18 protein-coding genes are annotated in these 22,866 nt (G+C 72.0%); 7 read left to right on the top strand and 11 right to left on the bottom strand.

Translation table 11 applies throughout. From position 1 onward, the window contains the following. Positions 1 to 295: TerD family protein (locus GRC12_RS02780; RefSeq protein ID WP_208777009.1), on the bottom strand; the 295-nt coding region annotated here is incomplete at its 3' end. Positions 296 to 385: 90 nt separating this feature from the next. Then, entirely contained in the window at positions 386 to 1,573 is a 1,188-nt protein-coding gene (locus GRC12_RS02775; protein WP_308286459.1) for a serine hydrolase domain-containing protein, read from the bottom strand. A 262-nt stretch (positions 1,574 to 1,835) separates the two neighbouring features. Between GRC12_RS02775 and GRC12_RS02770 the strand changes: the two genes are divergently transcribed. Next, positions 1,836 to 3,644, top strand: a complete 1,809-nt coding sequence (locus GRC12_RS02770; RefSeq protein ID WP_208777007.1) for a M4 family metallopeptidase — start codon at positions 1,836 to 1,838, stop codon at positions 3,642 to 3,644. An 18-nt stretch (positions 3,645 to 3,662) separates the two neighbouring features. On the opposite strand, the gene GRC12_RS02765 is transcribed toward GRC12_RS02770, so the two are convergent. Next, positions 3,663 to 4,397: a hypothetical protein gene (locus GRC12_RS02765; protein ID WP_208777006.1), complete on the bottom strand. Its 735-nt coding sequence runs from the start codon at positions 4,395 to 4,397 to the stop codon at positions 3,663 to 3,665. 95 nt (positions 4,398 to 4,492) lie between these two features. Here GRC12_RS02765 and GRC12_RS02760 point away from each other — a divergent pair, with 95 nt between their 5' ends. The 4 genes from GRC12_RS02760 to GRC12_RS02745 are packed head-to-tail and all read left to right on the top strand — an operon-like array spanning position 4,493 to position 11,131. Next, positions 4,493 to 5,680: an ROK family transcriptional regulator gene (locus GRC12_RS02760; protein WP_208777005.1), complete on the top strand. Its 1,188-nt coding sequence runs from the start codon at positions 4,493 to 4,495 to the stop codon at positions 5,678 to 5,680. A 26-nt stretch (positions 5,681 to 5,706) separates the two neighbouring features. After that, complete coding sequence (locus tag GRC12_RS02755; RefSeq protein ID WP_208777004.1) at positions 5,707 to 7,503, top strand: alpha-galactosidase D; 1,797 nt, start codon at positions 5,707 to 5,709, stop codon at positions 7,501 to 7,503. 20 nt (positions 7,504 to 7,523) lie between these two features. Then, entirely contained in the window at positions 7,524 to 9,896 is a 2,373-nt protein-coding gene (locus tag GRC12_RS02750; protein ID WP_208777003.1) for a glycosyl hydrolase family 95 catalytic domain-containing protein, read from the top strand. Next, positions 9,893 to 11,131 carry an SGNH/GDSL hydrolase family protein gene (locus tag GRC12_RS02745; protein ID WP_208777002.1) on the top strand — a complete coding sequence of 413 codons (1,239 nt, stop codon included), beginning with the start codon at positions 9,893 to 9,895 and terminating at the stop codon, positions 11,129 to 11,131. Before GRC12_RS02750 ends, GRC12_RS02745 begins: the two co-directional genes overlap by 4 nt. Before the next feature lie 13 nt (positions 11,132 to 11,144). Here the strand turns inward: GRC12_RS02745 and GRC12_RS02740 are convergent, their stop codons facing one another. The 5 genes from GRC12_RS02740 to GRC12_RS02720 form a co-directional block, all read right to left on the bottom strand. Further along, positions 11,145 to 14,099, bottom strand: a complete 2,955-nt coding sequence (locus GRC12_RS02740; RefSeq protein ID WP_208777001.1) for a helix-turn-helix transcriptional regulator — start codon at positions 14,097 to 14,099, stop codon at positions 11,145 to 11,147. A 90-nt stretch (positions 14,100 to 14,189) separates the two neighbouring features. Further along, a complete protein-coding gene (locus GRC12_RS02735) occupies positions 14,190 to 14,543 on the bottom strand; it encodes a UBP-type zinc finger domain-containing protein (protein WP_208777000.1) in 354 nt (117 codons plus the stop codon). Further along, entirely contained in the window at positions 14,540 to 15,997 is a 1,458-nt protein-coding gene (locus GRC12_RS02730; protein WP_208776999.1) for an ATP-binding protein, read from the bottom strand. The genes GRC12_RS02735 and GRC12_RS02730 overlap by 4 nt, the downstream gene beginning before the upstream one ends. After that, a complete protein-coding gene (locus GRC12_RS02725) occupies positions 15,994 to 17,670 on the bottom strand; it encodes an FAD-dependent oxidoreductase (protein ID WP_208776998.1) in 1,677 nt (558 codons plus the stop codon). The genes GRC12_RS02730 and GRC12_RS02725 overlap by 4 nt, the downstream gene beginning before the upstream one ends. Before the next feature lie 135 nt (positions 17,671 to 17,805). Next, positions 17,806 to 18,399 (bottom strand): TetR/AcrR family transcriptional regulator, encoded by a 594-nt coding sequence (locus tag GRC12_RS02720; RefSeq protein ID WP_208776997.1) that lies wholly within the window; start codon positions 18,397 to 18,399, stop codon positions 17,806 to 17,808. A 140-nt stretch (positions 18,400 to 18,539) separates the two neighbouring features. On the opposite strand from GRC12_RS02720, the gene GRC12_RS02715 reads away from it, so the two are divergent. Next, positions 18,540 to 19,472 carry an SDR family oxidoreductase gene (locus tag GRC12_RS02715; protein WP_208776996.1) on the top strand — a complete coding sequence of 311 codons (933 nt, stop codon included), beginning with the start codon at positions 18,540 to 18,542 and terminating at the stop codon, positions 19,470 to 19,472. 24 nt (positions 19,473 to 19,496) lie between these two features. On the opposite strand, the gene GRC12_RS02710 is transcribed toward GRC12_RS02715, so the two are convergent. Beyond that, positions 19,497 to 19,853 (bottom strand): VOC family protein, encoded by a 357-nt coding sequence (locus tag GRC12_RS02710; protein ID WP_208776995.1) that lies wholly within the window; start codon positions 19,851 to 19,853, stop codon positions 19,497 to 19,499. Between the two features lie 60 nt (positions 19,854 to 19,913). Here GRC12_RS02710 and GRC12_RS02705 point away from each other — a divergent pair, with 60 nt between their 5' ends. Next, positions 19,914 to 20,786 (top strand): universal stress protein, encoded by an 873-nt coding sequence (locus GRC12_RS02705; RefSeq protein ID WP_208776994.1) that lies wholly within the window; start codon positions 19,914 to 19,916, stop codon positions 20,784 to 20,786. A gap of 1 nt (position 20,787) precedes the next feature. On the opposite strand, the gene GRC12_RS02700 is transcribed toward GRC12_RS02705, so the two are convergent. Both GRC12_RS02700 and GRC12_RS02695 read right to left on the bottom strand, forming a co-directional pair. Beyond that, on the bottom strand, positions 20,788 to 22,023 hold the full coding sequence (locus tag GRC12_RS02700; RefSeq protein ID WP_208776993.1) for a DUF4032 domain-containing protein: 1,236 nt from the start codon (positions 22,021 to 22,023) through the stop codon (positions 20,788 to 20,790). A gap of 41 nt (positions 22,024 to 22,064) precedes the next feature. Then, a complete protein-coding gene (locus GRC12_RS02695; RefSeq protein ID WP_208776992.1) occupies positions 22,065 to 22,811 on the bottom strand; it encodes an MBL fold metallo-hydrolase in 747 nt (248 codons plus the stop codon). Positions 22,812 to 22,866: the final 55 nt, after the last annotated feature.

Below are 22,866 nucleotides of genomic sequence, written 5' to 3'. Positions count from 1 at the left end.
GGTGGAGGGTGGGCGCGGGGAGCCGGCCCAGGGGAGTGCCGGGGTCGGCCGGGCTGACCACCACCGTGACGCGGGTGGCCCCGGCGCGCAGCCTCGCCGGGTCGACGGTGAGCGTGTCGCCGTCGAGGCGGGCGCCGGGAGCGGAGGGCTGGTTGTAGAACACGAAGTCGGCGTCGCCGAGGACCCGGCCGCCGTCGTCCGTGATGAGCGCGGAGACGTCGAAGGGGCCGGGCACCCGGACGGTCACGGCGCCGCCCGGGAGGGGCATGTTGCCCCCGGGGACCAACTCGCTCATGTCACCGCCCCGGCGCCGTCGTCCTCGGCCCCTAAGGAGGGGCTCATGGGGGCAACGCCCACCGGGACGGGAGGGTTCCCCGCCGGGCGGTCACTGCCGGGCGAGCCCAGGAATGGCGTCCTCCTGGCGGTCGAGGACCGTCGCACCCCGCCGCACCTTCGCCGGCTTGCCGCAGAACGCCGACTCCAGGGTGCCCAGCATCGTGGTGTGCACGGCGCCGTTGTTGGAGGTGTTGACCAGGGCCGTGAGAGTGCGCCGTCCGTCCTTGGTGGCGAAGGCGTACGTGTAGTAGCCCTGGACGGCACCCGTGTGGCCGTACACCGAGACGCCGCAGGACAGGTCGCGACGGCGCAGGCCGAGGCCGTACGCCTGGGTGCTGTTGACCGGGAGCATGTGCTCCATCTGACGCAGCTGCGCGGCCGAGGTGAGACGGCCGCGGAGCAGGGCCGACAGGAAGGTGTCGAGGTCGCGGGTGCTGGAGATGAGCGCGCCCGCGCTCTGCGCCCAGGAGACGGTCTGCTCGGTCGCGTCCACCAGGGGCGCGCCCGCCGTGTCCGGGGTGAGATAGCCGTTCGTGTGCCGGCCGGGGATGGCCGTGCCGGGATGCACGTAGAACGTGTCGCGCAGCTTCAGGGGCTTGATGATCCGGTTCTCGTACTCGGTGCGCACGGAGTGACCGGTCAGCTTCTCGATGAGCATCCCGGCGACGACGAAGTTGGTGTTGGAGTACGCGTACGCGGCCCCCGGCGCGTTGGTGCGGGCGTGCCGCAGTGAGCGGTCGACGAGCTGGCGGTAGGTGAAGACCTTGGTGCGCACGGCCTCGAAGCCGGAGACCGACTTCGCGAACATGTCGTTGGTGTAGTCGTACAGGCCGCTGCGGTGGCCCAGCACCTGCCGCACCGTGATGCGGCGGTCGGGCAGCAGGCCCGGCAGATAGCGGTCGACCGGGGCGTCCAGCTCCAGCTTCTTCTCGTCGGCCAGTTGGAGCAGCACGACCGCCGAGAAGACCTTGGTGACGCTGCCGATACGGAACCGGTCGGCGTTGCTGATGGCCCGTCCGCTGTGCCGGTCGGCGACGCCGACGGCGAGTTGCCGGACCGTGCCGTCGTCGTCGATCCGCGCGATCGCGCCGGGCGCGCCCTGTCTCAGCGCGGTGCGCAGGGCGGTGTCGACACCCGTGACGTCGGGGCGAGCGGCCGTGGCGGCGTGCGCGGGCGCCGTGAGCAGGCAGAGCGCGACCGCGCCCAGGGCCGTGGCCCTGGATGCGAGATGAGTCACATTCACGTGGGGCAACCTTCTTCCGTCCCGTCACATCTCCACTACTGGCACACAGTTGGTGACTCCTCGATCACCGAGTGGTGGGGATTGGCAAAGTATTGCCCTGCTTTGGGCGGAATCCCATGATTTGGGCTTTACATGGACATGACTCGTCCATAAGGGTTTCGAACTGGGGCCCGACCAGCCCCCATGGCGGACAACCAGGCCATGCGTCAGGGCGGTTGGCGAAAGCGGCCGTCCTGGAAGGAAGGAACCCTTATCAGTGCGTAGACCGCACATACGCAGCGTGGCCGTCGCCGTCGCCGTGACGACGGCCGCCACGGGCCTTGCGGGCACCGCCTTCGCGGGCCCGGACACGGGGACAGCCCATGCTGCAGCCGCCACGACCTCGGCCGCGTCCGTGGTGTCGGCGGCCCGCGCCGCCGCCTTCGCCCACGCCGCCGCGACCGGCGTCTCCCAGGGCGACGAACTGCACGCCCAGGACGTCATGATCGACCCCGAGGGCGCGCGGCACGTCCGGTTCACCCGGACCCACCAGGGCATGACGGTCCTCGGCGGCGACCTCGTCGTCCATCTGAACCGGCAGCTGTCGTACACCGGGGTCACCCGGGCCGCCGACCACACCGTCAGGCCCGCCGCGGCCAGTGCCGCCAGGCTCTCGGCCGACGAGGCCGAGCGGAAGGCCGCGTCGGTGGCCAAGGGCGACGCCGGCACTGCCCGCCTCGTCGTGGACGCCCGCGACGGCGCGTCCGCCCTCGCCTACCAGGTCACGGTCACCGACAGCGGCACCACCGAGGGTGCCGGGGCCCGGACCGTCGTCATCGACGCCGTCACCGGCAAGGTGCGCAGCAACACGCCGAACAACGACGAGTTCCTCTCGCCCGAGCTGCTCGACACCCTGCGCGAGCGCGGGGAGATCGCCGACCCCGCCACCGGCATCGGCGCGCGGAGCGCCTCACTAGCCTCCGTGGCGGCCTCGTCGTCCGCCTCGGCCGCCGTGCACTACCCGCGCACGGCCAAGGGCACCGGCAAGTCGCTCTTCGTCGGCCCGGTCCCGCTGACCACCACGCAGACGGCCCTGAGGACCTTCGTGCTGAAGGACCCGACGCGGTACGGAACCGAGACCCGGGACGCCAAGGGCAGCTACACGGAGAGCTTCGCCCGCGGCAAGCAGATCACCACCAGCAACGACGTCTTCGGCAACGGCGCCACGTCCAGCCGCAACAGCGCCGCCGCGGACGCCCAGTACGGCATCACCAAGACGCTGGACTTCTACAAGAAGACCTTCGGCCGCAACGGCATCGCGAACAACAGCAAGCCCGCCAAGGGCATGGTCCACTGGGGCAGCAAGGTGGCCAACGCCTTCTGGGACTCCGACTGCGGCTGCATGCTGTACGGCGACGGTGACGGCGACATGTTCAAGAAGCCGCTCGTCGTGCTGGACGTCACGGGGCACGAGCTGACCCACGGCGTGGTGGACGCCACCGCCAAGCTGGAGCCCACCCGGGTCGACGCGCAGGGCAACCAGTACGGCGAGGCCGGCTCGCTGAACGAGTCCCTGGCGGACATCTTCGGCTCGAACGTCGAGTTCTTCACCAACAACCCGAAGGACGCGCCGGACTACCTCATCGGCGAGAAGCTGGGCCTCGCGCAGAAGTTCCTGCGCCGCCTCGACCACCCCTCCCTCGACCGGCTCGAGGGCACGGTGGACTACTGGCAGCCCGAGGTGTACGACGCGGAGGTGCACGCCGGCTCCGGCGTCTCCTCGCACGCGTACTACCTGCTCGCCGAGGGCAGTGGCCAGAAGACGATCGGCGGCGTCAGGTACGACTCGCCGACCTACGACGGCTCGACCGTCAAGGGCATCGGCCGCGCGAAGGCCACGGCGATCTTCTACCGTGCGCTGACCCGCTACATGGTCTCCACCACCGACTTCCACGACGCGCGGGTCGCGACGCTGAAGGCGGCCAAGGACCTCTACGGCGCGACCGGCGTCGAGTACCGGACGGTGGACCAGGCCTGGGCCGCCGTCAACGTCAGTGAGGCCAACACGCCGGCCGACCGGCACTGACGCCGACGCCCGAGGCGCTCAGACCCACTGCCTCTCCACTTCCTCCGACACCGTGAACCCGGCGTCGCAGGAGGGGCAGTGGGCTGTGCCGAAGACGTACGTCAGCGCGTGCGCGACCTCGTGCTGCCCGGCCGCCACGGCCTCGCGGTGCAGGCGCGCGCCGATGCCGTCGAGGCGGTCCGGGGCGATGGGGGCCAGCTCCGCCCGCCCTTCCGTGTCCTGCGCGCCCGGCCCCGTCACGTAGTCGCCGGCCACGCAGAAGTAGCCGTAGGAACCGAAGGCGACGAACAGACCGTCCTCGCACTCCGGGCACTCGAGCTCGTACTCCTCGTTGACCACGCCCTCCAGTGCCTCCGCCCACACCCCGGCGTCCTCGAAGGCCAGGACGGCCATCTGCAGGTACACGAAGTCACCGGTTCCCGGGGTGGCGAGCAACGCCCGTGCCACCCCCAGCAGTTCGGCGATCTCCGGGGCGTACCGCTCCCGGCGCCCGGGGTCCGGGTCCGTCGTGATCAGGCCGGCCATGAGCACCGCCTGTATCGGCTCGCCCGGGGCCCGCCCGAGAGCGATGTCCGCCAGGACCGGCATGGCCGCCCAACTCGCCTCGTACACCGACCCCTGATGGCACAGGGCGGACCACAGATCCGTCCACACTCTGTCGTCCTCCGGGCCGCCGAGCTGCGCGAACAGTCCGGGGATGTCCTCGGCGCTGCCGTAGGCGTGGGTCAGCTCGCCCCAATTGATCGTCGTCATGCGGCGATTGTGCCCGTCGGATCTGACAGTGGGGTCACAGACGAATCCTGCTTCTTTTATTGACGACGGAAAAGAAGCCCTCTAGGTTCCCGGTCATGCGCCAGCCCCCTCCTGTCGAGACGTTCCCGGCGAACACGCCGGCCGCCTCGCAGATCTTCACCACGGTCCTGTCCCACGGACCGCTCACCCGGCTGGAGGCGGCCCGGCGGGCGGGGCTGTCGCCGGCCGCCGTCACCAAGGCGGTCAAGCCCCTGATCGAGGCCGGGTACCTGGTGGAGGACACGGCGGACGAGGGCCGGCCGACGCTCGGGCGGCCCGCCAACCCGGTGCGGGTCGACGGCGGACGGGCGTTGTTCCTCGGGGTCAAGGTGACCGGCGACGAGATCATCGCCGTGCTCACCGACCTGTGCTGCCGAATCCGCGCCGACCGCCGCCTGCCGCTGGCCGGCCGCGACACCAGGTCCGTACTCGCCGACATCGCACGCCTCGTCGACGAACTGCTGCTGTCCGCCGATGAGTTGGGCTCAACCGTGCAGGGCCTCGGGATCGCCGTCTCCGGCGACGTGGACCGCGCCGAGGGCGTCGTCCGCTACTCGCCGTTCCTGGAGTGGCGGGACGTCCCGCTTGCTGAACTCGCCGCCATGACCTGCGGGTTGCCGGTCACCGTCGACAACGACGTGCGGGCTCTGACCGTGGCCGAGCAGTGGTTCGGCGAGGGCGTGGGCCTGTCCGACTTCGCCGTGGTGACCGTCGGCGCCGGAATCGGCTGCGGCCTGGTGGTGCACGGACGGGTCGTCTCCGGCGCGCACGGCGTGGCCGGCGAGATCGGTCATGTCACTGTCGACCCAGCCGGACCGGCCTGCCACTGCGGCAACCGCGGCTGCGTGGAGGCGATCGCGGGGGAGGCCGCGATCGTCCGCCAGGTCCGCGCCGCCACCGGCCGTCAGGTCGCCGACGCCACCGAGGCCGTCGCCCTGGCCCACCGCGCTGTGCCGGGCGTGCGGGAGGTGTACGCGCGGGCCGGTGAGGCCATCGGCCGGGGCATCGCCACCGTCGCCAACCTCCTCGGCCCGGAACGCGTGATCATCTCCGGCGAGGGTCTCGCCGCCCACGACCTCTTCGCCGGGCAGATCCGCGACGCCTTCACCGCCGCCGCCTTCGGCTCCGCCGCCCGGTGCGACGTACTCACCCGTCCGCTGCCCTTCGAGGAATGGGCCCGCGGAGCCGCCGCCACCGCCATCCAGTCCTTCATCTCCTCAGATCACCCGCAGCCGAGCCGCTGATCCGACTCCCCCTGGAGGCACGACCCATGAGGTCTTCCTCGTACTCCGCCCTGCCCGCACGCACCCTCAGAGCCGCGGTGGTCCTGGCCCTCGCCGCGGGCGCCGTCACCGTCGCCCCGGCGGCCCACGCCGGATCCACCGCGCCCACCCTCGCAGCCAAGCCCTACATGGGCTGGTCGAGTTGGAGCATGCAGTCCTCCAAGTACCCCGGCCTCAACCCCGACGGCGACTACAGCTACCTCACCGAGGCCAACGTCACCAAGCAGACCGACGCCCTGGCCGCCAAGCTGAAGAAGTACGGCTACGACTACGTCAACATCGACGCCGGCTGGTGGCGCGACACCACCTGGAAGCCGGAGTACGACCAGTACGGACGCCAGAAGGCCGACCCCGGGCGCTTCCCGAGCGGCATGAAGGCCGTCGCCGACCGCATCCACGCCAAGGGCCTCAAGGCGGGCATCTATCTGCCCGCCGGCCTGGAGAAGGAGGCGTACGGCGACGGGAAGACGCCGATCTGGAACGCCGACGGCTGCACCACCGCCGACATCGTCTACGGCGACCTGCGCACCACCAACGGCTGGGACAGCTCCTACAAGCTCGACTTCTCCCGCCCCTGCACCCAGAAGTACATCGACTCCCAGGCCCAGTTGATCGCCGGCTGGGGCTACGACTTCCTCAAGCTCGACGGTGTCGGCCCCGGCTCCGGCAAGAGCGGTGACCAGTACGACAACGTTGCCGACGTGACCGCGTGGAACAAGGCCATCGCCGCCACCGGCCGCCCGATCCACCTGGAACTCTCCTGGTCCCTCGACATCGGACACGCCGCCGACTGGAAGAAGTACTCCAACGGCTGGCGCATCGACACCGACGTCGAGTGCTACTGCAACACCCTCGTCAGCTGGGAGAACTCCGTCGACGACCGCTGGGACGACACCCCCGGCTGGACCAGGTACGCAGGCCCCGGCGGCTGGAACGACCTGGACTCCCTCGACGTCGGCAACGGCGAGATGGACGGCCTGACCAAGGCCGAACGGCAGAGCTACGCCACTTTGTGGGCCATTGCCAAGTCGCCGCTCTTCACCGGCGACGACCTCACCCGCCTCGACTCCTACGGTCTGTCCCTGCTGACCAACAAGGAAGTCATCGCCCTCAACCAGGGCGCCACCCCGCCCGCCCGGCCGATCACCCCGTCCGACCCGCAGCAGGTGTGGGCCGCGAAGAACCCCGACGGCAGCTACACCGTCGCCCTGTTCAACCTCGCCGACAGCCCCGCCGCCGTCTCCGCATCCTGGGCCTCCCTCGGCTTCACCGGCACGGGGTCCGTCCGTGACCTGTGGAACCACGAGAACCTCGGCAGCCTCAAGGACAAGGTGACCGAGGCCCTGCCCGCCCACGGCTCCCGCCTGTTCACCGTCACCCCGCACGGCAGCGCGCTCGCCTTCACCGGCTACGAGGCCGAATCCCCCGCCAACACCCTCGCCGGCAACGCCTCCGTCGCCGACTGCTCCGCCTGCTCCGGCGGCAAGAAGGTCGGCAACCTCTACCTCGGCGGCAAGCTGACCGTCAACGACGTCGTCGTCCCCAAGTCCGGCACCTACCAGGTGAAGATCGCCTACGTCAGCGGCGACGCCCGCTCCGCCGCCGTCTCCGTCAACGGCGGCGGCGCGACGAACCACAAGTTCCCCTCCACCGGCGACTGGGGAACCGTCGAGACGGTCAGCGTGCCGTTGACCCTCAAGGCCGGCTCCAACACGATCACCTTCGACAGCGGCACCAGCTACGCACCGGACATCGACCGGATCGACGTCCCGAAGTCTTCCTGACCGAGCCTGAAGGAGCCGCAGTGAACACCGATCCCGCACGCCTGCTTCCCAGACGCGACCTGCTCGCCGCCACCGCCGCCACCGCCACCGGAGCCGCCCTGGCGGCACTGCCCGCCTTCACCGCCTCGGCCGCACCCGAACGGCCCGCCAACGCACCCCGGATCACGTCGAGTTCGCACGACGAGCTGTGGTGGCAGGCCCCCGCCGACGACAACTCCATGATCGAACAGGGGCTCCCGGTCGGAAACGGCCGCCTCGGCGCCCTCGCGAGCAACGACCCCGGCCACGAGGTCCTGCTCGTCACCGACGCCACGATGTGGACCGGCGGCCTCAACGACACCCTCGACGCCGACGGCCAGTTCCCCTACGACCGCGACCACTTCGGCTCCCTCACCCTGCTCGCCCGGCTCACCGTCGACATCCCCGACCACGACCTCGGTGCCGTCTCCCGCTACCGCCGCACCCTCGACCTCGCCCGGGGCGTGGTGACGACGTCGTACGTCCGCTCGGGAGTCACGTATCAGCGGCAGCTCTTCGCCAGCCGACCCGACGACGTGATCGTGCTGCACCTCACCCAGAGCGGGACAGGCCGCTACACCGGCACCGTCACGCTGGAGGGCACGCACGGCGAGGGCGCCGGAGTCTCCTTCGGTGCCGCGTTCGCGAACGGCCTCGAGTACGGGGCCGCCGTGACCGCGCACGGCACCGGCGGCCGCGTCACCGTCAGCGGCTCGCACATCTCCTTCGCCGGCTGCAAGGACCTCACCGTGGTGGTGAGCGGCGGCACCAACTACGCGCCGGACGCGGCCCAGGGCTACCGCGACCCGTCCCTCGACCCCCGGCGCCTCGCCCGCAGCAAGGTCACCGACGCCGCCGCGCACTCCGCGGACACCCTGCTGCGCACCCATGTCACCGACCACCACGCGCTGTTCGGACAGTTCGGTCTCTCGCTGGGGACCTCAACCGCCCAGCAGCGTTCCCTCGACACCTGGGAGCGGCTGCGGGCCCGGGCGCGCGACGGCGCACCCGACCCCGAACTCGAGGCAGCCTACGTCCAGTTCGGCCGCTATCTGATGATCTCCGGATCGCGCGGCAGCCTGCCCCTGGGGCTCCAGGGGCTGTGGCTCGACGGCAACGACCCGGACTGGATGGGTGACTACCACACCGACATCAACATCCAGATGAACTACTGGATGGCCGACCGGGCGGCCCTGTCCGCCTGCTTCGACGCCCTCACCGACTACTGCGTCGCCCAGGTGCCGTCCTGGACCGACCTGACCCGCCGGCTGTTCAACGACCCCCGCAACCGCTACCGCAACTCCAGGGGCAAGAACGCCGGGTGGACCCTCGCCATCTCCACCAACCCCTACGGCGGAGGCGGCTGGTGGTGGCATCCGGCGGGCAACGCCTGGCTGTGCAACTCCCTGTGGGAGCACTACGAGTTCACCCGCTCGCGCGCCCATCTGGAGAAGATCTACCCGCTGCTCAAGGGCGCCTGCGAGTTCTGGGAGGCCCGGCTGCTCACCACGACCCTGCCGGGCGGCTCCAAGGAGGTGCTGATCGCCGACAGCGACTGGTCGCCGGAACAGGGACCCCGCGACGCGAAGGGCATCACCTACGCACAGGAGCTGGTGTGGGCGCTGTTCGGCAACTACTGCGTGGCCTCGGCCGAGCTGAAGCGGGACGGCGGCTACGCGGAAACCATCTCCGGCCTCCGTAAAAAGCTGTACCTTCCCCAGGTGAGCCCGAAGACCGGCTGGCTCGAGGAATGGATGTCCCCCGACAACCTCGGCGAGACCACTCACCGTCATCTCTCGCCGCTGGTCGGCCTGTTCCCCGGCGACCGCATCCGTCCCGACGGCTCCACCCCGTCCGAGGTCGTGGACGGCGCCACCACCCTGCTGACCGCGCGCGGCATGAACAGCTTCGGCTGGGCCAACGCCTGGCGGAGCCTGTGCTGGGCGCGCCTGAAGAACGCCGACAACGCCTACCAGCTGATCGTCACCAACCTGCGCCCGTCGGTGAACGGCGGCAACGGCACCGCGCCCAACCTCTTCGACATCTACGAGACCAGGCCGGGCCGGGGCATCTTCCAGATCGACGCCAACTTCGGTACCCCGGCGGCCGTGACCGAGATGCTGCTGTACTCCCGGCCGGGCCATCTGGAACTGCTCCCGGCCCTCCCGGACGCCTGGGCCGCCTCCGGATCGCTCACCGGAGCCCCGGCGCGCGGCGGCTTCGTCGTCGACCTACGCTGGCAGAACGGGAGGCCGACCGAGGCACGCATCCGAAGTGTGGGCGGCCGTACGACGACGGTCGCGTTCGGCGGCTCGTCGCGGACCGTGACCGTAGCGCCCGGAGGGTCCGTGACGATCAAGGACTTCGCGCGGTGAGGGCCCGGCACAGACGGGCCGTCCGGCTCGCCGCCCTCCTGCTGCTGGCCGGCGCCTTCCAGGCGTCACCGGTCGAGGCGACCGGCCGACAGCCCGAGTTCGCGGTGGTGGGGGCGCCCGCCGACGGGCGGGACGTCGTCACCTGGGGCGCGAGCGCCGACCGGATCGGCGACGCCGTGCCCGACCGCGGCTACCGGCTGATCGTGCACACCGGCGTCGGCGGCACCGACCTGCGCGTCCGGCTCTCCAACGCCTTCGGAGACCGCCCCGTCACCTTCGACAGCGTCTACGCGGGCATCCAGCAGACCGGCGCCGCACTGGTCCACGGCAGCAACCGGCGCCTGACCTTCGACGGCGCCCGCTCGATCACCATCCCGGCCGGCGCCGTCGCCCTCAGCGACGCGCTGCCCGGACGGCTGCCCGCCGCCACCAACCTGGTCGTCAGCATCCACTCGCCGTCCGCGGCGGGCCCGGCGACCGGCCACGGAATGGCCATGCAGACCTCGTACGTCACCCAGGGCGACCACACCGCCGAGGAGGGGGCGGCCGACTGGACGCGGACGACCGGCTCCTGGGCCTATCTGGACTCCGTGTCCGTACGACCGCACGCGGGCACCGCGGCCGTCGTGGCGCTCGGCGACTCCATCACCGACGGCTGGCAGTCCACCAGCGACCTCAACCGCCGCTGGCCCGACTACCTCGCCCGCCGGCTGGAGAGGACGCACAGCGCGATCCGGGGTGTCGCCAACGAGGGGATCTCCGGCAACCAGGTCCTCGCCGACGGCGCCGGCCAGAGCGCCCTGAACCGTCTGCAGCGCGACGTCCTCTCCCAGCCGGGCGTGCGCACGGTCTTCCTCTTCGAGGGCGTCAACGACATCAAGAGCCACAACGGTGTCACCGCCCAGAACCTCGTCGCCGGCTACCGCGAGATCGCCCGCCGTGTCCACGCGGCCGGCAAGTGCGTGGTCGGCGCCACCGTCGCCCCCTTCAAGGGCTGGTCGGAGTGGGATCCGGCGGCCGAGGCCGTACGCCAGGAGGTCAACGCCTACATCCGCACCAGCGGCGACTTCGACGCGTACACCGACTTCGACCACATCCTGCGCAGCCCCTACGACCCGGAGCGGATCCTGCCCTTCTTCGACGGCGGCGACCATCTGCACCCCAACGACAAAGGAATGCAGGCGATGGCCGACGCCGTCGACCTCACCAGGCTCGACTGCACCGGACGCGAGTGAGCCGCGCAGCCCCTCAGCCCGAGGCCGTCGGCTCGGGCGCGATGAGACCCTCCCGGTAGGCGATCGCCACCGCCTCCGTACGGCTCGTCGCGCCGAGCTTGGCCAGGATGTTGGAGACGTGCACGCTCGCCGTCTTGCCGCTGATGAACAACTCCTCGCCGATCTGCCGGTTGCTGCGGCCGAGCGCGAGCAGCCGCAGCACGTCCTGCTCGCGGGCGGTGAGCGGCGAGGTCCGCTCGCCGCCCGCCGGTGCGTCGGCGAGACGGCCGCGGCGTATCAGGGCGTCGAGCCGCTGAAGCAGCGGCGCCGCGCCGAGGTGTTCGGCCGTCGCCCGCGCCTCGCGGGCCTGGTCGGCCGCCTCCGCGCGCCGCTCGGCCGCCAACAGGGCCTCCACGAGCCGGACCTGGCAGCGCACCCGCTCGTACACGTCCCCGTAGGAGAACGCGGCCACCGCCTTCTCCCAGGCCGCCGCGTCCGGACCGGACACGGCCCGCGTCCACTCCGCCTCGGCCCGCGCCAGCCACGCCACCCCCTCCGGGCCCTGCGGCAGCCCGTCCTCCCCGTGCCCGGCCACACCCCGCGCCAGCTCGACCAGTTCGTCCGCGGTGTCCTTCCACCGCCCGGGCGCGTCACCGGCCGGCCGCGACTCGGCCGCCGCGTCCGCGACCGCGCCCAGCGCCAGCGCCGCCAGTCGCACGGTCACGTCGGGGCGGCTGCCCGAGCCGTCGCCGAGCGCGTCCACCGTCTCCCGCGTCCTGCGCACCGCCTCCCCCGGGTCACCCCGCAGGACGGACGCCTCCGTCAACGCGATGCCGGCGACCAGCGTGCCCATCCAGTCGAAGGGCCCCTCCAGCAGCGTCCGGGCCCGCTCGGCCGCCGACAGGTCACCCCGGGCCAGAGACACGTACAGCGCGGGCCCGGACGCGTACCCGCCCGCCGCGGGCAGCACCGCGGCATCCGTCGCCGCGGCCCGCAGACACGCGTCCCAGTGGCCCAGCGTGTACAGCACCAGCAGGTGCAGATAGCGCATCTCCAGCGGGTACGGCGACGACAGCAGCCCGGTGCGACGGGCGCGCTCCAGGCCCTCGGTCACCCAGGGCAGGCACCCCTGGAGGTCACCGGCCTCGAAGCAGCCGACCGCGAGGTTGAACAGGACGCGCATCTCCACCGGCGCGTTCCCCGAGCGCCGGGCCAGCTCCCGGGCCGCCTCGAGCCGCTCGCGTCCCTCGGGGGTACGGCGGCCGCCGCTCTCCAGGACCGCCAGGGAGACCAGCAGGTCGGCCTGCGCGTCCCGCACGCCCAGTTCCTCGGCCACGTGCAGCGCCTGGCGGGCCACCCGCAGCGCCGTCCCGTTCTCCCCGACCTGGCGGGCCGCCAGGACATGGGTGGCCGCCGCCCACACCCAGGTCCGGGTCGGCGGCTCGGCGGGGATCAGCGCCAGTGCCTCGCTGCTGTAGGCGAACGCGGCGGTCAGGCTGTCCACGTCCAGCAGGTTGCCGGCCAGGGTGTAGCGGACGCGGGCGGCGAGCTCGGAGTCGGCGTCCTGGCCGATGTGGGCGAGCGCGGAGCGAGTGAGGGACACGGCCCGGTGCGACTCCCCGGCATGTCGGGCCGCGGCCGAGGCGCGCAGTGTCAGGGGCACCCGGTCCAGGCCGTCGCCCACCGGGCGGTCCGCCGCGTCGACGGCCTCCCACAGGTCGAGGGCGGTTTCCAGGTGCCGTAGCTCCTCGGCGGGCGCGCCCACGCGCTGGGCGTGGTCGGCGGCCTCCAGGGATGCGGCGAGGGCCTCGGCCAGGTCATGGCTCTCCCGGTAGTGGTGGGCGCGCTCGGCCGCGCTCTCGGCCCGGTGGCCGCACACGGACAGCAGCCGGGCGAACGCGCCGTGCAGCCGGGCCCGCTCACCGGGCAGCAGGTCCGCGTACACCGCCTCGCGGGCCAGCGCGTGCCGGAAGGCGTAGGTGTCGCCGGTCCCGGGGACGAGGAGCTGCCGGCCGATCGCCTCGCGCAGCGCCGACTCCAGCTCGTCCTCGGGCAGGCCGACCGCCTCCCGCAGCAGGTCGTGCTCCACCCGCCGCCCGGCGACGGCGGCCGTGCGCAGCACCCGCTGGGCCGTCTCCGAAAGCTGCTCGATCCGGATGAGCAGGACGTCGGCCAGCCCGCTGGGCACTCCGCCCGCCCCGGTGTCGGTCGCCGCGAGCAGTTCCTCCGCGTAGAAGGCGTTGCCCTCCGCCCGCTGGACGATCCCGCGGACCGTGTCCTCCGGCAGCGGGCGGTCCTGGAGGGCCCGCACCAGGCGGGTGACGTCCGCGTCGCCCAGGGGCCGCAGTTCGAGCCGCTCCACGGCCGGCAGACGCACCAGCTCGGCCAGCAGCGGCCGCAGCGGGTGACGGCGGTGCAGGTCGTCCGCGCGGTAGGACGCGAGGACGGCGAGACGGTGGGTCGGGGCGCCGCCCGCCGGGCGCTGGAGGATGCCGCGGCTGAGCAGGAACCGCAGCAGGTCGCGGGAGGACTGGTCCGCCCAGTGCAGGTCCTCCAGGATCAGCAGCAGGGGCACGCGGTCGGAGAGGTCGGCCAGCAGTCCGGCCATGCCCTCGAAGAGCCGCAGCCGGCCGCCCGCGTCCCCCGAGGCGTCCGTCCCCGCGCCGAGCAGCCGGTCCACCACGGGATGCGCGGCCAGCACCTCGGCGCACCGCTCGTCAGCCGCCAGCAGTCCGAGGATCTCCGTGAACGGCAGATACGGCAGACCCACGTCACCGAGGTCCACGCAGTGGCCGGTGAGCACGGCCATGCCGGCCGCCGACGCCCGCGCGGCGACCTCGGCCAGCAGCCGTGTCTTGCCGACCCCGGCGTCCCCCGCCACCAGCACCGCCCCCGCCTCGCCCCGGCGGGCGCGCTCCAGCACCTCGCCGAGCCGGGCGAGGTCCTCGTCGCGGCCGATCAGCGGCGTGGTGAAGGCGTTCTCAGACACGCATCCATCCTGGCACGCGGCACTGACAGCGCGGCTGGGACAGAGGTTGCCGGACCGGACGTGACGGGGCGTGCGAGGCCGTCGGAGGGGTCAGGACCGCAACACCCGCGCCCAGTCCGCCGGGACCCGTCCCGCCGGCCCGGGTGCGGGCTGGTCCTCGGGGTGGGCGGCGGGCGGCGCGAGGTCGGGGCCCGACTCGTACAGCTGTGAGCTGTCGAAGTCCCAGAACCACTCCTCGCCCGGCTCGAAGCTGCGGATCACCGGGTGCCCGGTCTCCCGGTAGTGCGCGGTCGCGTGCTTGGAGGGGGAGTCGTCGCAACAGCCCACGTGCCCGCACTGCGCGCAGCGCCGCAGATGGAACCACCAGCCGCCCGCCGCGTCGCACTCGACGCACCCGCTGCCGCTCGGCGGGACGCTGGGGTCGATTCCGTTGGCGCTGGTCATGCGGGCTCCTCGGGTGTCTCGTCGGCCGTGGCCGTCAGCGGAAGCAGGACCTGGAAGCGGGTGTCCCCGGGCTCCGACTCCACCTGCAGGGTCCCGTGGTGCTTGTTGACGACGATCCGCCAGGAGATGTCGAGGCCCAGCCCGGTGCCCTCGCCGACCGGCTTGGTGGTGAAGAAGGGGTCGAAGATGCGGTCGCGGATCTCCGGGGGCACCCCGGGCCCGGTGTCGCGGAACTCGACCAGCAGCTGGTCGTGCTCCAGCGCCGTCCGCACCGTCAACGCGCCCTCCCCGCCCGCGCCGTTGATGGCGGCGACCGCGTTGTCGATCAGGTTGGTCCACACCTGGTTGAGCTCCGCCGGGTAGGCCGGGATCTTCGGGAGCGTACGGTCGTAGTCCTTGACGACCTTGATCCGTTCCCCGATCTTGCCCGAGAGCATCAGCAGGGTGCTGTCGAGGAGTTCGTGCACGTCGACGACCTGGTAAGGGGCCCGGTCGAGCTGGGAGTACTGCTTGGCGGCGTCGACGAGGTGCGAGATGCGGGCCGTGGAGTCGGTGATCTCGTCCATCAACAGCTCGGTCTCGACGGTGTAGTTGAGCCAGCCGACCGCGTTCGGCAGGAGGTCCTCGTCCACGGCGGCCGCGACCTGGTCCAGCCAGTCCACGTCCAGGCCCGCCTGCACGAAGGTCGGCGCGATCCGCCAGCCCTCCTGGATGTCGTGGTCGTCCAGCCAGTCGCTGAGGGCGTCCTCCCGGTCCGAGGCCTCCAGCGGGCTCAACGCCGGTGCCTTGGCGACGCGTTCGGCGGTGCGCTCCTGGATGTCGATGAGGTTGGCCATGACCTCGGCCGAGTAGTTGCCCTGGGAGATGACGGCCAGTTTGTGCCGCATCTTGGCGACCCGCTCGCGCAGCGTCGCGGTGGCCCGCACGGCCGCCGCGGCCGGGTTGTTGAGCTCGTGGGTCAGACCGGCCGACAACGAGCCCAGCGCCAGCAGCCGTTCACGCTGCCCGACGGCCCGCTGGGTGTTCTTCGAACCCCAGAACAGCCCCTCCAGCAGATGGACCGCCATCGGGAACTCCGCCGCCATGAAGTCCGCGAACTGCTCGGCCGGCAGCACGAAGAACCGTGAAGGCTCCGTCACCCGCATGGAGTTGGCGTAGACCTGGCGCACGCGGTCCCCGAGGTAGGCCTGCACGGCTCCCGCGTACACCCCGGGCTGGGAGGTCCGTGAGACCTCCACGTCGTCGTCGCCGACCCGCCGGGACAGCACGACCGCGCCCTCGATCATCACGTAGAAGCAGGTGGCGGGGTCACCCTCGGTGTAGACGGGCCCGGGGTCGAAAGCCTCGACCCGCCCCTTGCTGCACAACTGCCCCAGCTGCTCGGGGGAGAGCTTCTCGAACAGGAACAGCGACCCGATCTCCTGCGCGCTGCACGGCAGCAGCCGCCCGCTCACGACTGCTCCAGATAACGGTGGACGAGCATCACGGCCATGGCTCCCTCTCCGACGGCGGACGCGACGCGCTTGGCGGACTCGGCGCGCGCGTCGCCCGCCACGAACACGCCGGGAATGTTGGTCTCCAGGTGGTACGGCGGCCGGTCCAGCTCCCAGTCCGCCGGCGGCCGTCCGTCGGCGGTCAGGTCGGGCCCGGCCAGGATGAACCCGTGCTCGTCGCGCAGCACGGTGCCGTCCAGCCAGTTGGTGAGCGGGGCGGCGCCGATGAACACGAACATCCACTGCGCGTCGACCAGTTCGGTCTCCCCGGTGTCCATGTCGCGCAGGGTGAGCTGTTCCAGGTGGTCGGAGCCGTGCGCCGACTCGACGACGGTCCGCGCCCGCACCGAGATGTTGGGCGCCTCGTTGATCTGCTGGATCAGGTAGTAGGACATCGAAGCGGACAGGTCCGCGCCGCGCACCAGCAGGGTCACCGACTTGGCGCCGCGCGACAGGTACATCGCCGCCTGCCCGGCGGAGTTGGCGCCGCCGACGATGTACACGTCCTGCCCCTGGCAGGAGGCCGCCTCGGTCAGCGCCGAGCCGTAGAACACCCCGCAGCCGGTCAGGTCGGTGCACCCCGGTGCCTCCAACTGCCGGTACGACACGCCGGTCGCCAGGATCACGCTGTGCGCGGCGACCGCCGACCCGTCGGAGAACCGTACGGTCCGCGCACCGCCGTTGACCTCGAGTCCCGTCACCTCGCGCGCGGTGAGGATCTCGGCGCCGAACTTCGCGGCCTGCCTGCGGGCCCGGTCGGTGAGCTGAGCCCCCGACACGCCGTCGGGGAAGCCGAGGTAGTTCTCGATCCGGGAACTCTGCCCGGCCTGTCCGCCGGTCGCCGACCGCTCCACCAGCACGGTCCGCAGCCCCTCCGAGGCCCCGTACACGGCGGCCCCCAGTCCGGCGGGTCCGCCGCCGATGACGACGAGGTCGTAGAAGTCCGCGGCCGGTGTCGTCGCGAGCCCCACCTGCGCGGCCAGTTCGGGTGCCTCCGGCTCGACCAGAATCGTGCCCTCCGCGGTGATCACGAGCGGAAGCCGCTGTCCGTCCTGCCCGGCCGCCGCCAACAGCCGCTGCCCCTCGGGCTCCTCGGCCGAGTACCAGCGGTAGGGCACCTGGTTGCGGGCCAGGAACTCCCGCACGTCGGAGGAGCGCGCCGACCAGCGGTGGCCGACGACCTTGGTGCTGGGCACCGAGCGGAAGTCACTGCACCGCCACGCCTCCAGCAGGTCGTCCAGCACCGGGTAGAGCTTCTCCTCCGGCGGATCCCACGGCTTGAGCAGATAGTGGTCGAGATCGACGACGTTGATCGCGTCGATCGCCGCGTTCGTGTCCGCGTACGCGGTCAGCAGCACCCGCCGCGCGCCCGGATACACGTCGAGCGCCTGCTCCAGGAACTCGATGCCGTTCATCTGCGGCATGCGGTAGTCCGCCAGGATCACCGCCACGAGATCACCGCGCAGCTTCAGCTCCCGCAGCGCGTCCAGCGCGGACTCGCCGGACTCCGCGCGGACGATCCGGTACGACGCGCCGTAGCGGCGCCGCAGGTCCCGGGCGACGGCCCGGGACACTCCCGGGTCGTCGTCCACGGTCATGATGACGGTCCGCGCTGCGTCGGACGCCTGTGCCATACGTCTCCCACCCCGAGGTCGGACTGACGGCACGGCGTCCCCGTACCGCGCCGGCTCCCGCCCATCGTATGTTCGATCGCCCTGGTTCGCTCCGGGATAAAGAAGCCGGTGTGAAGATCGACTGCCGCTCCGGATTCAAGCGCTCGCTGTGGCCTCGGTACCGAGGGCGGCGGCGCGGTCCTGCAGGTCGCGCAGGGCGGTGTGCGCGATCTCGGTGTACGGCTGTTCGTTGCCGGGCTCGGTCCAGCGCGCGAAGGCCGTGGTGAAGGCGAGGACGCCCATCTCGGCGGCCAGGCGTGAGGTCGTGTCGTCGACGCCCCTGTCGCGCAGCGCTTCGCCGACGGCCTCGGAGAGCCGGGCGAGCTTGAGCAGTTCGCGTTCCCGGAGCTCGGTGTGGGCCGTGGTCACCGCCCGCCGCTGCCGGGCCAGATCCTGGCGTTCCGGTGTGAACACATGGGCGACGGACTCCAGCGCCGCGGTCAGGCATCCGGCGACGGTGGTCTCCGGCGGCGCGCCGCGGACAACCTCGGCGAAACGCTCCGCCAGCTGGTCCCGGCCGCCGAAGACGACCTCGCGCTTGTCGGCGAAGTGCCGGAAGAAGGTGCTCTTGGTCAGTCCCGCGCGGTCCGCGATCTCGGCGACGGTGGTGGCGTCGTACCCGCGCTCGACGAACAGGGCGAGTGCGGCGCGCTCCAGGCGTTCGCGTGCGTTCGGTTCCCATCGGGCCATGGGGCCCATCCTAGGCGACAGGACCAAGTCCCATGACTTTGCCCCGAAGTGATGGCACCAAGTCTCATCACCTTGCTACGGTGATGAGACCGGGTCCCATCACGGGGGCCGGATCTTCTCGCATTCCTCCAGGAGCCTCCATGCGTGTTTTCGTCACCGGCGCGTCCGGACACATCGGTTCGGCCGTCGTGGCCGACCTCCTCGCGGCCGGGCACGAGGTCGTCGGCCTCGCCCGCTCGGACACCTCCGCGGCGGCCGTCGCCGCTCTCGGCGCGACCGTGCGCCGCGGTGATCTCGACGACCTCGACGGTCTGCGGGAGGCCGCCGCCGAGTCCGAGGGCATCATCCATGCCGCCTTCAAGCACGACCTGATGTCGACCGACTTCGCCGCCGCCGTCCGCACGGAACTCGCCGTCGTCCACGCGCTCGGCGACGTGCTGACCGGCACCGGCAAACCGCTGGTCACCGCGTCCGGCATGGGTGTGCCGGAGGGCCTTGGCCGGCCGTTCACGGAGGAGGACGCCGCGCCGCCCAGCACACCGGAGGAGGCGGGCACACCGCGCGCCCGGGCCGACTCCGAGAACGCCGTCGTCGGCTTCGCCGAGCGCGGCGTGCGCTCCGCGGTCGTCCGGATCCCGCCCATCACCCACAGCAGCCGTGACCGCCATGGCCTGACCCCCATGCTGGTCGCCATCGCCCGGCAGAAGGGCTTCGCCGGTTACCCCGGGGACGGGGCGAACCGGTGGCCGGCCGTGCACACGCTGGACGTGGCCCGCCTCTTCCGGCTGGTGCTGGAGAAGGCGCCGGCCGGTACCCGGTGGCACGCGGTCGAGGGTGAGGGGACACCGCTGCGGGAGATCGCGCAGGGCATCGGTGACGGCCTCGGACTGCCCGTCAAGAGCGTGCCGCTCGACGACGTGCGGTCCCACTTCGGTCCGTTCCTGGCCACGGTGATCGCCCGTGACCTCCCGGCGTCCACGCGCACGACCCGCAGCGTCCTCGGCTGGGAGCCGACCGGCCCTGGACTGCTCGACGAGTTCGCGGCGGGCACCTACTTCACCGAAGGCGACTGAGCGCCAACCCGCCCTCCGGCCGGTTCAGTTCCGCCGTGAACCGAGCACGCAGAACTCGTTGCCCTCCGGGTCCACCAGAACCACCCACGACTCGTCGCCGGACTGTCCGACGTCCGCGTGCCGTGCGCCGAGGGCCAGCAGCCGGGTCACCTCGGCGTCGCGGTCGTCGGGACGGAAGTCCAGATGCAGCCGGTTCTTGACCGTCTTGGCCTCCGGCACCGGTACGAACAGCAGCCCCGGCAGACGGTCCTTCTCGGGGCGGATCTCGAACTCGTCGGCCGCGTCGTTGACCACGACCCACCCGAGCGCCTCGGTCCACCACCGTCCGAGGGCGACGGGATCGGCGGCGTCGACGATCACTTGCTCCCATTCCAAGGTCATGGGGCAAGAGTAGAGAAGACTGTCGCCGACGACGTGACCACGACACTGGGAGGCATCCGCATGACGCGCCCGATCACCGCAGGGGTCGACGGAACCGAGGAGAGCCTGGCCGCGCTGGACTGGGCGGCCAGGGAGGCGGTCCGTCGGGGGCTGGCTCTGCGGGTGGTGCAGGCCTGGCGGTTCCAGCCGTACGACGCGATCGACGCGGCGGACCGGCAGACGCAGCAGGGGTGGGTGCGGGACGCGGTGGGCGAGGCGGCCAAGGCCGTCACCGCCCGCCACACCGGCCTCGAGGTCGGCACCGAGGTGCTGGAGGGGGAGACGGTCGACACGCTCGTCGCCGCGGCGGCGGACGCCGAGATGCTGGTGCTGGGCTCACGCGGCTACGGGCCGGTCGTCGGCTTCCTGCTCGGATCCGTGGGACAGCAGGTCATCGCCGAGACCGCCCGGCCGGTGGTACTGGTGCGGGCCGACGACCAGCCCACCGCCGAGGCGGCGGGCCGCGAGATCGTCGTCGGCCAGCAGGGCGAGGCGGAGGACAGCGCCGAGGCGCTGCGGTTCGCCTTCGAGACGGCGGCCGCCCGCGGGGCCGGCGTGCGGGTGGTACGGGCCTGGACGCTACCCCCGGTGTTCGCCTACAGCCCCGGCTCGATGCACCTCCTCGACGAGGCGGGCGGACTGGAGCCGTTCGAGAAGAAGGCGCTGGCGGCGGCGGTCGCGCCGTGGCGGGAGCGCTTCCCGGACGTGCCCGTGGTCGAGCACGTCGAGATGGGCAGTGCCGCGCAGGTGCTGCTGTCGGTGGCCGCGCGGGCCCAGCTGATGGTTGTCGGGCGCCGTGCGCACCGTACGGCCGTCGGGGCGCGCATCGGCTCGGTGGCGCACGGGGTGCTGCACCACGCGGGCTGCCCGGTGGCCGTGGTCCCGCACGCCTGAGTCACTCGGCGGTGGCGGGCTGGAGCGTCTCGCGGGCCTTGGGGAGGATGTTCGCGATGTAGTCCTGGACCGCCGTGTCCAGCCCGATGTCCTGCTGTGCCCGCTCGGACAGGTACCAGCGGTGTTCGAGCAGCTGGTGGTAGATCTCGGCGGCGTCCATCGTGCCGCGCAGCTCGGGCGGCACGGCCCGGACCGTCGGCCGGAAGACGTCGCGCACCCAGCGGTGGGCCAGCACCTCCGGGCGTGCGGCGAGCGGGTCGCCCGGGGCGTAGTCGTCCTGGGTGGCCATCCAGCTCTCCAGGTCGTTCAGCAGCCGCCGGGCCTGGTTCTCCTCGGTGTCCAGGCCCGTCAGGCGCAGCAGTTGGCGCTGGTGGTGGCCGGCGTCGACGACCTTGGGGACGAAGGTGACGGTGTCGCCGTTGGAGGAGTGCTCGATCTGCATCTCGGCCACGTCGAAACCGAGGTCGTTGAGACGGCGTATCCGGCGCTCTATGAAGTGGTACTTGCCGGCCGGGTAGACGGAGGTGCGGGTCAGCTCGTCCCACAGGCCCCGGTACCGGGCGCAGATCTCCATGCCGAACTCGATCGGGTCCACCGACGGGTGCAGCGCCCCGGACGCCTCCAGGTCCAGCAGCTCGCCGCTGATGTTGACCCGGGCGAGGTCGAGGTCGTACTCCCGCTGCCCGGTGCTGAGCTGGGGGTGCAGGTCGCCGGTCTCGGCGTCGACGAGGTAGGCGGCGTAGGCGCCGGCGTCGCGCCGGAAGAGGGTGTTGGACAGGGAGCAGTCGCCCCAGGCGAAGCCGGCCAGATGGAGGCGGACCAGCAGCACGGCGAGGGCGTCCATGAGGCGGTGCATGGTGGCCGGCCGCATGGTCGTCTCGAACATCGAGCGGTACGGCTGCGAGCCGCGCAGATGCCGGGTGATGAGCACGGGCTCCAGAGGGTCGCCCGCGTCGTCGGTGCGCCCGGTGACCACCGCCAGCGCGTCCACCGCGGGGATGCCGAGCCGGTCCAGGTCGCGCAGCAGCTCGTACTCGCGCAGGGCGGGGCGTTCGGCGAGCTCCTTGACGGCGATCACCTCGTCGCCGGCGCGGGCGTAGCGCACCACGTGCCGGGAGATGCCGCGCGGCAGCGGGACCAGATACTCCTCCGGCCACTCCTCCAGGGGCAGCTGCCACGGCAGTTCCAGCAGGAGCGCGGGGTGCTCCGGGTTCGTCGCGCTGATCTGCAGTGCCATGAGGTGCGTGTCCTTGCCTCGCGGGTGATCGTGACTTCACCTTAAAGGGCGCGCTCCTTGGCCCGCAGTGCCGCTTCACGGACCGGACCGCGCAGTGCCGGGCCGTGCCCGGGCAGCAGCAGGTCGCCGTCGAGGGCGGCGAGGACGTCCAGCGAGGCGAGAGCCCGCGCCCGCTCGTGCTGGAACATGTCGGGCAGCAGCTGGGGGCCCTGGATGCGGGACGTGGGGTGGCCGGTGGCCAGGGCGTCCCCGGAGACGACCACGCCGAGATGCGGGAGATGGAAGGCCGCGTGTCCGTCGGTGTGCCCGGGGGTGTGCACCGGCACGGGCCGGCCCGGCAGATCCAGCGGGCCCGTCGTGGGAAACGGCTCGGGAGCGGAGACCGGCACGTCGGCGGTGCCGCCGGAGCGCAGGGCGTGCAGCGCCCAGGGCAGAACGCCGGGGCGCCAGCCGTTGCGCGCGATCTGTCCCACGGTGACCTGGTGCAGGAACTCCCGGCGGGCGTGCGGCACTTCGGCCTCGTGCAGATAGACCGGTGTGTCGTAGGTGTCGCGCAGGAACTCCGCGGAGCCCAGGTGGTCGTTGTGGGCGTGGGTGATCAGTACGGCCGCGACCGCCTCGGGGGCGCTGCCCACCGCCGTGAGCGAGGCGAGGAGCTGCTCCCGGTCCCCGAGGTAGCCGGTGTCGACGAGGGTGACCTCGTCGCCCTCGCTGAGGATCACCCAGTTGGTGTCGCTGCCGTGCACCAGGTGAATGCCGTCGGTGACCTGCCGTACGTCCGCCCGCATGACCGCCCCGTGTCCGAAGTCCGTGCCCGACGCCCTCAGCAAAGCAGACCCCGGC

Origin of the sequence: Streptomyces griseorubiginosus (assembly GCF_017614965.1) — a bacterium.
GTDB classification, from domain to species: Bacteria; Actinomycetota; Actinomycetes; order Streptomycetales; family Streptomycetaceae; genus Streptomyces; species Streptomyces griseorubiginosus_B.
The sequence above is the reverse complement of the archived record's forward strand: the minus strand, read 5'-3'. Positions and strand labels throughout refer to the sequence as shown.